General features: G+C 63.9%; 6 protein-coding genes. 3 read left to right on the top strand and 3 right to left on the bottom strand.

What is annotated here, in order from left to right; translation table 11 throughout:
* Window positions 1–124: 124 nt before the first annotated feature.
* A complete protein-coding gene (locus CK228_RS00445) occupies window positions 125–595 on the top strand; it encodes a hypothetical protein (protein WP_095770944.1) in 471 nt (156 codons plus the stop codon).
* 45 nt (window positions 596–640) lie between these two features.
* Here the strand turns inward: CK228_RS00445 and CK228_RS00440 are convergent, their stop codons facing one another.
* On the bottom strand, window positions 641–2962 hold the full coding sequence (locus CK228_RS00440; protein ID WP_095786510.1) for a PAS domain-containing sensor histidine kinase: 2322 nt from the start codon (window positions 2960–2962) through the stop codon (window positions 641–643).
* A 197-nt stretch (window positions 2963–3159) separates the two neighbouring features.
* The gene (pepN, locus tag CK228_RS00435; protein ID WP_095786509.1) at window positions 3160–5802 is read right to left on the bottom strand and encodes an aminopeptidase N; all 2643 of its coding nucleotides are present in this window, start codon (window positions 5800–5802) and stop codon (window positions 3160–3162) included.
* A 151-nt stretch (window positions 5803–5953) separates the two neighbouring features.
* Between pepN and CK228_RS00430 the strand changes: the two genes are divergently transcribed.
* Together CK228_RS00430 and CK228_RS00425 are read left to right on the top strand one after the other, a co-directional pair.
* On the top strand, window positions 5954–8260 hold the full coding sequence (locus CK228_RS00430) for a xanthine dehydrogenase family protein molybdopterin-binding subunit (protein WP_095786874.1): 2307 nt from the start codon (window positions 5954–5956) through the stop codon (window positions 8258–8260).
* On the top strand, window positions 8257–9216 hold the full coding sequence (locus CK228_RS00425; protein ID WP_095786873.1) for a DMT family transporter: 960 nt from the start codon (window positions 8257–8259) through the stop codon (window positions 9214–9216). The genes CK228_RS00430 and CK228_RS00425 overlap by 4 nt, the downstream gene beginning before the upstream one ends.
* On the opposite strand, the gene CK228_RS00420 is transcribed toward CK228_RS00425, so the two are convergent.
* The gene (locus tag CK228_RS00420) at window positions 9217–10029 is read right to left on the bottom strand and encodes a helix-turn-helix transcriptional regulator (protein WP_095786508.1); all 813 of its coding nucleotides are present in this window, start codon (window positions 10027–10029) and stop codon (window positions 9217–9219) included. It abuts the gene before it with no gap.
* Between the last annotated feature and the right edge of the window lie 34 nt (window positions 10030–10063).

Genomic DNA, 10063 nt, shown 5'->3' with positions numbered 1-10063 from the left:
ATCGGACCCAAAAGTGGAAGCCGGTTTTGGGAAAATCCGATCCTCGAACAAAGAGATAGAGCGGCAACAGGATCGAAGATCCGCCGCTCTCGCATCGGGGGTGACGATGCAACAGGAGAAGACCATGAGAAAGTCAACCAAGCTTGCCCTTGCCTTCGCAGCACTTGCCGGCGCCGTCGGCACCACCGCCTATGCCGAAAACAATGCCAGCGCGAAAATGCGCGACGGCATGATGGCCCGCCTCGACAAGGCAATGACCGCGTCAGACGGCGCCATCACCTTCGACCAGTTTTCCGACGCCATGAACGCGCGGCTGAAGAAGCTCGTTGCCGACAATGGCGGCAAGCTGACCGTCGCCCAACTCGCCGACGCACTGGAGAAGGCGCGCTTCGAGCGGATGGCCAGGCGCATCATCGCCCGCTATGACACCAAGGGCGACGGCACGCTGACCACGGATGACATCACCGGTCGCGAGAAGAAGGTGTTCGCCATGCTCGACAAGAACAATGACGGCAAGATCGAGAAGAGCGAACTGCCGAAGGGCCATCGCTTTGGCCATCACCGCCAACCGGATGATGACGACAGCGTCCAATAAGATTGTTTGATCCAGGCTCCGGCGATATCGCTCGGGGCCTGCCGCTCAAGCGGCCGCCTTGACCGCCGGCGGCGCCTTCTTCACCGGAATGCGCACCGACACGATCGTGCCGACACCTTCGGTCGAACGGATCTTCAGCGCGCCGCCCTGGAGCTCGGCCAGCGAGCGTGAGATGGCAAGGCCGAGGCCTGATCCGGCATGGTTCTTGGAGAACTGGTTCTGAACCTGTTCGAAGGGTCGGCCGAGCTTGCCCAGCGCCTCTTTCGGGATGCCGCAGCCATTGTCCTCAATGGTCAGCACCAGCGCGCCGGACGTGTTGCGGGCCCTGACCGATATATGGCCGCCCTGGCCGGTGAACTTCACCGCATTGGACAGGAGGTTGATGACGATCTGCTTGATCGCCCGGCGATCGGCGAACAGACTCAGCGCGTCGGCGATGCGCGTTTCCACGGTGATCGCCTTTTGCGCGGCCTGCAGCGAGACGACGCGCACCGTCTCGCTGATCAGCGGACCGAGGTCGATCTGCTCCTGGTCCAGCGAGAATTGGCCGGCCTCGATCTTGGACATGTCGAGAATATCGTTGATGACGCCGAGCAGGTATTTGCCGCTGCTGTTGATATCCGTGGCGTACTCCTCGTAGCGCGACGAGCCCAGCGGGCCGAACAACCCCTGTTCCATCAGCTCGGAAAAGCCGATGATGGCGTTCAATGGCGTGCGTAGTTCATGCGACATGTTGGCCAGGAATTCGGATTTGGCCCGGTTCGCCGCCTCGGCGCGCTCGGTTTCCTTCATGTATTTGCGATTGAGATCGACCAGTTCGCGCGACCGCTCCTCTTCGGCCCGCCGCGCGAGGCTGAGATCATGGATCGTCGCCATCAGCCGGCGCTCGCTGTCGACCAGCTTCTCCTGGTGCAGCTTGATCTGGGTGATGTCGGAGCCGACCGAGACGATGCCACCATCCCTTGTCTTGAGTTCATTGACCTGCAGCCAGCGGCCGTCGGACAGCTGCCGCTCGAAAGTGGCGCCGCCTTGCGGACCATTGGTGTTGGCAAGCCGGCGTTCGGACGCAAAGGCCAGCATCCGCCCTTCCAGCGAAGCGCGTGTCATACCCGGCATCACGTCGCGATCCGACAGCCCGTTGTCCTGCTGGTATTTAGAGTTGCACATGATCAGCCGCTGCGCCGAATCCCACAGCACGAAGGATTCGTTGATGTTCTCGATCGCCGTCCTGAGGCGAAGGTCGGCAGCCTCGGACCGCAGCGCCAGATGGCGCTGCTCGGTGACGTCGACGGCGATGCCGATCAGCTGGATTTCCGGCGCCTCCGGATCCATGACCTGCGCGCGAGCACGCATCCACACCCATTGGCCATCGGCATGCCGCATCCGGAACACCTGGTCGATGTGGTCGATTTCGCGGGCGACAATTCTGTTGGCGAGCTCGAACAGGTCGCCGTCTTCGGGATGGATGATCTCGTCGACCTCGCCGAAGGACAGCATCGTATCGCAGGGCTCGTAGCCCAGCATATCGTACATGGAACGCGACCAGTACATCTTGCCGCGCACCATATCCCAGTCCCACAGGCCGCAGCGGCCGCGCACCAGCGCCATATCGATGCGCTGATGCGCCTCGAGGTAGATGCGGTCGGCGGCCTGGGCGCGCGCCGCCTGTCCGAAATAGGCGTAGAGGATGATGATCAGCACGCCCGCCGTCAGCACGAACAGGGTGACGTTGAGCGAGACAGTCTTGCGCCACGTGTCGAACACTGCCTCCTGCGGCACCAGCGCCGCCGCGGCTCCCTTCCGATCCCTGGCCACGCTGACCGCGGCGTACCAGTCCCGGCCGCCGATGTTGACCTCCATGACGCCGGCGCGGTCGCCGAACATGAACAGCGGCTGGCCGCCCTGGACGAGGCCGTCGAGCGAATGGCCTTGCCAGGGCATCGAGCGCGGCGTCACCGCGGTGATCCTGAAAGCGCTGTCGGTGATGACGAGCACATGGCTGCGGCCCATCGCGCCCTGGCGGCTGGTGGTCTCCAGCAGGTCCTGGACGGCGCCGGGCACGGTGTCCGAGGTGGTGGCCAACGAACTGGCCAGTTGACCCGCCGCCAGCGTCAGGATCGCCTTGGCGTCGCGTTCGACATCGTCACGCTCATTCATGAGCGACAGCACGCGCAGCGCCGCGATGACGAGCAGGAAGATGATGATCAGGGCCGGTATCGACCGGCGCAGCAGCGGTTCGGCGGCCAGAAGCCGCTTGTAGGCCGGTTCGGCAATGAGCTGCGTATTCCCGGCAAGGCCGTCGCTGCGCGCCTCGCGACGCGCAAAAACCATCCCACCGGGCGCGCCCCACGCGTCCGCCTTTGCCATAAATGGCACTCCCCGAATTTGCCTATGCTGCTTTGTGATCCGGCAAACGCCGCACTTCCGAATCGTCAGTAAAGAATCAAACGTGATTCGCCTTGTCCAGTGGCCCGGCGAAAAAAGATTAAAAATCGACTAAAATAATGCGCGTCTGGAGGTGCGGCGGCTGTACCTTCTCCCACACGGGAGAAGGTAAGGCGCGTTTAGGCCAGCGTACGCTCGACAATATCGCGCAGGTCCGCCGACAGGTTTTCGGCATTGGCGATCGAAAGCAGCGCTTCCCTGGCCTTGGCCTGCCGGCCCGGTTCGAGCGAACGCCACGACCGCAATGCCGTCGCCAGCCTTGCCGCCACTTGCGGATTGCGCTTCTCGACCTCGAGCACCGTCTGCGCGAAGAACCTATAACCCTTGCCGTCGGCGCGGTGGAAGCCGGTCTGGTTGGCGCTGGAGAATGTGCCGATCAGCGAACGCACCCGGTTCGGATTGGCCATCGAGAAGGCAGGATGGGCGGTTAGCGCGCGGACCGTGTCCACAGCCTGCGGCCCTGGCACGCTGGCCTGGATCTGGAACCATTTGTCCATGACCAGCGGGTCGGACGCATAGGTCTTTTCAAAAGCCGCCAGCGCCTTGTTTGCCTCCGGCGAAGCATGGTGGCGATGCGCGAGCACGGCAAGGGCGGCCGCGCGGTCGGTCATGTTGGTCGCGGACTGGAAATGCCTGGCCGCCAACGCCGCTCCGCCTTGCAGCAGCGAGAGATAGTCCAGCAAAATGTTGCGCAGGGCGCGTCGTCCCGCGCTCGCCGCGTCGGGACTGAAGGCCGCCTTGTCGGCGAGCCTGTGGTAGAGGCTGGAAAACGCCTCGGCATTGGTCGTGGCGATCGCCAGCGCAAAGCCCTGCCGGGCTGCATGAATGGCATCGGGGTCGATGTTCTTGCCGATGTCGCGGGCGATGTCGGCATCGCCCGGCAGTGCCAGCGCAAGCGCCCGGTAGGCAGGCTCCAGCGTCTCGTCGCCGGCGATGCTGCCGGCGAGTTCGGTCAGCCGTGTGGCGAAGACCGGCTGCCTGCCGCCAAGGAACTCGCGGAAGGCAGCGATCAGCGCATCGGTGAGCAGCGTGTTGAAGGCTTGCCAGCGCGAGAAGGCATCGCTGTCATGGCGGGCAAGGAAGAACTGGTCGTCGGCCTTCTGCTCGACCGACAGCGTCACCGGCGCCGAAAAGCCGCGGTTGAGCGACACCGCCGGACGCTCAATCACACCCGAAAAGCGCACCATATGGCGGCGCTTGCGCAGATGGATGACGCCGTCCTCGACGCTGGCGCCCTCGACGCCGCTATAAGCGACAGGCTTGCCGCCGGCGCCGATCAGCCCGAAGGCGAGCGGAATATGCATCAGCCGCTTGCGGCTTTCGGAGGGTGTCGGCGGCACCGACTGCTCGATTTCGAGCGTGAATTCCTGCGCAGAATGATTGTGCGTCGAACTGACCGTCAGATTGGGCGTGCCAGCCTGATGATACCAGAGCGCGAACTGCGACAGGTCGCGGCCCGAGGCATCCTCGAACACTTTGATGAAATCCTCGATGGTCGCCGCTTCGCCGTCATGCCGTTCGAAATAGAGGTCCATGCCGGCGCGGAAGGCATCTGCCCCCAGGATGGTGCGGATCATGCGCACCACTTCGGAGCCCTTTTCGTAGACCGTCGCCGTGTAGAAATTGTTGATCTCGCGGTAGCGGCGCGGCCGCACCGGATGCGCCAGCGGACCCTGGTCCTCGGGAAACTGGTGGGCGCGCAGCGTGCGCACCTCGGCAATGCGCTTGACCGCGCGCGAGCGTTGGTCGGCGGAGAATTCATGGTCGCGGAACACAGTCAGGCCTTCCTTCAGGCAAAGCTGGAACCAGTCGCGGCAAGTGATTCTGTTGCCTGTCCAATTGTGGAAATACTCATGCGCGATGATCGCCTCGATATTGGCGAAATCGGCGTCCGTCGCCGTCTCCTCGTCGGCCAGCACATATTTGTCGTTGAAGATGTTGAGGCCCTTGTTCTCCATCGCGCCCATGTTGAAGTCGGACACGGCGACGATGTTGAAGACGTCGAGGTCGTATTCGCGGCCAAACGCCTCCTCGTCCCATCGCATCGACCGCTTCAGCGCGTCCATGGCGTAGCCGGCCAGCTTCTCCTTGCCGCGCTCGACATAGATGCCGAGTTCGACCTTGCGGCCGGACATTGTGACGAAACTGTCGGCGACCCGACCGAGATTGCCGGCCACCAGCGCGAACAGGTAGGATGGCTTGGGGAAGGGGTCATGCCAGACGGCATAGTGCCAGCCGTCCCCGATATTGCCTTTGTCCCCCGGATTGCCATTGGACAGGAGCAGCGGCGCCTCGTCGCGCAGCGCCTCGATCCGCACGGTGTAGACGGACAGGATGTCCGGGCGATCGAGGAAATAGGTGATGCGGCGGAAGCCCTCGGCCTCGCATTGCGTGCAATAGACATTGTTCGAGCGATAGAGACCCATCAGGGCCTCGTTGCCCGCCGGGGCCAGTTCGGTCTCGATCAGCAGTTGGAAGCGGCGCGCGGGCGGCTTGAGAATGGTGAGCTGGTCAGGTGTCACCAGCAGGTCCGCCGGTTTTGCCTTCTTGCCGTCGATCTCGACGCGCTTGAGCGTCAGCCCGTCGCCGTCGAGCACCAATGGCGCCGCCGCGGCTACGCCGTCGCGACGCTCGACAGTCAGTGTCGCGGTGACGATCGTGGCCTCGGGCGAAAGGCGGAAGGTGAGGTTGGTCCGCGGAATGAGATAATCGTTGGGGCGATAGTCTTCGAGCTTGAAGACCTGGCCGGTGTCCGTGCGCATTCCGTTGTTTTTCCTGTCGATTGCGTTGGACGCGGAGTTCCCGCTGGTCCAAGAAATTTGAAGTCCGCGCTCTTTACACGAAATGGTCCCTCGACAAAACTCGGCCGATGCCTATTTCAGGCATTCGTTCTCCATATCCCGCGAGGCAGCCATGACCGTCGTCACACCGAAATTCGGCATGGGCGCTTCCGTGCTGCGGGGCGAGGATACCGCCTTCATCCAGGGCCAGGGCCGCTACACCGACGATATCCAGCCAGACGGCGTCCTGCACGGCTATGTCCTGCGCTCGCCGATCGCCAAGGCGAGCTTCACCATTGGTTCGACCGCGGCGGCGAAGGCGGCACCTGGCGTCCATCTGGTGCTGACCGGCAAGGATCTCACCCATCTGCGCGATCTAAAGTCCGGCGTCATGCAGGCACAACCGGACGGCACCAAAGCGCCGACGCGCGACATTCCGATCCTGTGCCGGGATCGAGTCAATTATGTCGGCGATGCGGTTGCCTTTGTCGTCGCCGACAGCCACGCCTTGGCGCAGGATGCCGCCGAACTGATCGAGGTCGATTATGACGGCGAGGACGCTGCCTCCGGCACCGCGACGGCGCTTGCCGAGGGCACGCCGCTGGTCTGGCCGGAACTCGGCTCCAACCGTGCCTTCACCTATCATATCGGCGACAAGAAGAAGACGGACGCGGCTTTCGCGGGGGCCGCTCACGTCACGCGCATCGAATTCGTCAACAATCGGCTGGTCTGCAACTACATGGAGCCGCGCTCGGCGATCGGCGAATGGAATGTCGGGGAAAACCGCTTCGTGCTGACCACAGGGTCGCAGGGCGTGCATTCCATGCAGTACATCCTGGCCAGCGTGTTCAAGATCAAAAAGGACCAGCTGCGCGTCATCACGCCCGATGTTGGCGGCGGTTTCGGGCCGAAGAGCTTCGTCTACCGCGAATATCCGCTGGTGCTCGAGGCGGCGAAGCGGCTCGGCCGTCCGGTGAAATGGGCCGGCGACCGCACGGAACATTTCCTCACCGACGCCCAAGGCCGCGACAATGCGGTGACGGCCGAGATGGCGCTCGACAAGGATGGCCGCTTCCTCGGCATGCGGGTCGACCTGCTTGCCAATATCGGCGCCTATGTCTCGCAATATGGCCCCTTCATCCCGTATATCGGCGTCACCATGTCGACCGGCGTCTATGATATCAGGGCGCTCGATGTCTCGGTGACCGGCCTCTACACCAACACCTGCCCGGTCGACGCCTATCGCGGCGCCGGGCGACCCGAGGCTGCGTTCCTGTTGGAAAAGCTGGTCGATGCCTGCGCGCATGATCTTGGCCGGCCCGTCGAAGAGATCCGCCGCCGCAATTTCATCCGGCCCGAGCAGTTTCCTTATCGCACGCAGACAGGCCGGCTCTACGACAATGGCGAATTCGAAGGGCATATGGACCGCGCCATCGAACGGTCGCAGTGGAAGGCGTTTCCGCAGCGGCTGGAACAGTCCAAAGCCGGTGGCAAGATCCGCGGCATCGGCATGGCGACCTATATCGAGGCCTGCGCCTTTCCGGGCTCCGAACCGGCCTTTGTCGAGCTCAATGGCGACGGCACGGTGACGCTGAAGATCGGCACCCAGACCAACGGCCAGGGGCATGCTACCGCCTATGCGCAGTTCCTGTCGGAAAAACTCAATCTCGACATCGACAAGATCCATGTCCGCCAGGGCGACACCGACGAATTGAAGGCGGGCGGCGGCACCGGCGGCTCGCGGTCCATTCCGCTGGGAGGTGTGTCAGCTTCCCGCGCGGGCGAGGATCTGGCCAACAAGATCAAGCGCATCGCCGCCGACGAGCTTGAGGCCTCGGCCGGCGATATCGAATTGTCCGATGGCGTTGCGCGCATCGTCGGCACAGACCGGAGCATCGATTTCTCGAGCATCGCCAAGGCCGCGAAGACGCCGGATGACCTTAAGGGGTTCGGCGAGTTCGTGCAGGACGAGTGCACCTATCCGAACGGCACCCACATCTGCGAGGTCGAGATCGATCCCGACACCGGCGCGACCGAGATCGTCCGCTACACCATCGTCGACGATTTCGGCGTCACCGTTAATCCGATCCTGCTCGCCGGCCAGGTCCATGGCGGCGTCGTGCAAGGCATCGGCCAGGCGCTGACTGAGAACACCATCCATGGCGAGGATGGGCAGCTCTTGACGGCGAGCTTCATGGACTACGCAATGCCGCGCGCCGACAATTTTCCGTTCTTTCATTTCGAGACCCGCAACGTGCCTTCGACCACCAATGCGCTGGGCATCAAGGGCGCGGGCGAGGCCGGCACGATCGGCTCGACACCGGCGGCGCTCAATGCCGTCACCGATGCGCTGTGGCGCGCCTATGGCATCAGGCATATCGAGATGCCGGCGACGCCGGCGCGGATCTGGGCCGCGATCAGGGGCGCATCGCCGACGTGACATCAGGGGCGGAACCAGGAACGACGGCAGGCCACGGCACGCTGAGGGGCATCGCGCTGAAGATCGTGTCCGTCGCGGTCTTTGTCGGCATGCAAACCTGCATCAAGGCGGCCGGCGACGTGCCGGCAGGGCAGATCGTCTTCTTCCGCTCCTTCTTCGCCATCTTCCCGATCATCGCCTTCCTGGCGGTGAAGGGACAGCTGCCGACGGCATTCGTCACCAAACGCCCCTTCAACCACGTCGCGCGCGGCGTCGTCGGCGTTGGCGCCATGGGGCTGGGCTTCTTCGCGCTCACCAGGCTGCCGTTGCCGGAGGCGATCACCCTGAACTATGCGCAGCCGCTGCTGGTCGTGGTGTTCTCCTCGGTCTTCCTTGGCGAGTCGATCCGCGTCTATCGCTGGAGCGCGGTCGCCGTTGGTCTTGTCGGCGTGCTCATCATTTCCTGGCCGGAGCTGACGCTGCTCAACTCGGATGAAGGGCTCGACGACCAGGAGGTCCTGGGCGTCATGGCCGCGCTGGTGGCCGCGGCGATCTCGGCGGTCGCCATGCTGCTCGTGCGCAATCTCGTGCAGACGGAGAAGACGGCGACCATCGTCCTGTGGTTCTCGTCGACCGCCAGCGTGCTCTCGCTGCTGACACTGCCTTTCGGCTGGCAAGCTCTGACGCCGACGCAAGCCGCGCTGCTCGTCATGGCCGGCTTCTGCGGCGGCCTCGGCCAGATCCTGATGACCTCCGCCTATCGCCATGCCGAGGCCTCGGTGGTTGCGCCCTTCGAATACACCTCGATGATCCTCGGCGTCGTCGTCGGCTATTTCATTTTCGGCGACGTGACCTCGCTCAACACGCTGGTCGGCGGCGTGATCGTGGTCGCCGCCGGCATCTTCATCATCTGGCGCGAGCGGCAGCTCGGTCTGGAGCGCACGCGCACCAGAACGGCCGCACCGCCGCAGGGGTGATCAGGACCGTTCCGACCGCTCCCTCGCCAGCCGCACCAGTACCGCACGAGTCTGCTCGTCGGCGGGGAAGAAGGACTCGATCGCCAGTTCCGATAAGGTCACGTCGAGCGGCGTGCCGAAAACGGTGATTGTGCTGATGAACGACAGCACCTGATCGCCATGCGCGAGGCGCAGCGGATGCACGATGGCATTCGGCTCGACGGGCGTTGGCCTGCTGCCCTTCAGCCCGGACGGATAGGCGCGTAGCTCGCGCTCCAGTTCGACCAGCACCGGATCGCCGCTGGCATCGTTCTGGTGCTTGAGACGCTCAAGCAGGTGCGTGCGCCATTCCGCGAGATTGACGATGCGCGGTGCGATGCCGCCGGGATGCAGGGAAAGGCGAAGGACGTTGACCGGTGGCGCCAGCAGCGAAGCCTCGGTGACATCGACGAGGAAGGGAGCAATCGCGGCATTCGCCGAAACCAGGTTCCAGTGCCGGTCCACGGCCAGCGCAGGGAAGGGCTCATGCCCCTTGAGCACGATCTCGACCGCCGCCATCGCTGGCGCCAGCGTCGTGTCGCCGAGCGGCCGTTCGCTGAAGCTCGGTGCAAAGCCAGCAGCGAGCAGCAGCTGGTTGCGCTGCCTTAGGGGGATCGAAAGCTGCTCTGCAAGATGCAGCACCATGTCGCGCGAGGGCGCGGCGCGGCCGCTCTCGACAAAACTCAGATGCCGCTGGGAGATTTCGGCCTCCATGGCGAGATCGAGCTGGCTCATGCGGCGGCGCGTGCGCCATTCGCGGATCAGACTGCCGGCGGAGGTTTGGGCTGATGTCATGGCAGGATGGTTAGGCTGACAGGGGCGGCATTTC

The sequence above is a fragment of the Mesorhizobium sp. WSM4312 genome, from assembly GCF_002294875.1.
Classification (GTDB): Bacteria; Pseudomonadota; Alphaproteobacteria; order Rhizobiales; family Rhizobiaceae; genus Mesorhizobium.
Note: the sequence above shows the minus strand (reverse complement) of the source record. Positions and strands in the feature narration are given on the sequence as shown.

Excerpts from the sequence above, each read along its gene's own strand:
- CK228_RS00445 (WP_095770944.1), top strand. The coding sequence starts at position 125 with ATGAGAAAGTCAACCAAGCTTGCCCTTGCCTTCGCAGCACTTGCCGGC.
- CK228_RS00440 (WP_095786510.1), bottom strand. The coding sequence starts at position 2,962 with ATGGCAAAGGCGGACGCGTGGGGCGCGCCCGGTGGGATGGTTTTTGCG.
- pepN (WP_095786509.1), bottom strand. The coding sequence starts at position 5,802 with ATGCGCACGGACACCGGCCAGGTCTTCAAGCTCGAAGACTATCGCCCC.
- CK228_RS00430 (WP_095786874.1), top strand. The coding sequence starts at position 5,954 with ATGACCGTCGTCACACCGAAATTCGGCATGGGCGCTTCCGTGCTGCGG.
- CK228_RS00420 (WP_095786508.1), bottom strand. The coding sequence starts at position 10,029 with ATGACATCAGCCCAAACCTCCGCCGGCAGTCTGATCCGCGAATGGCGC.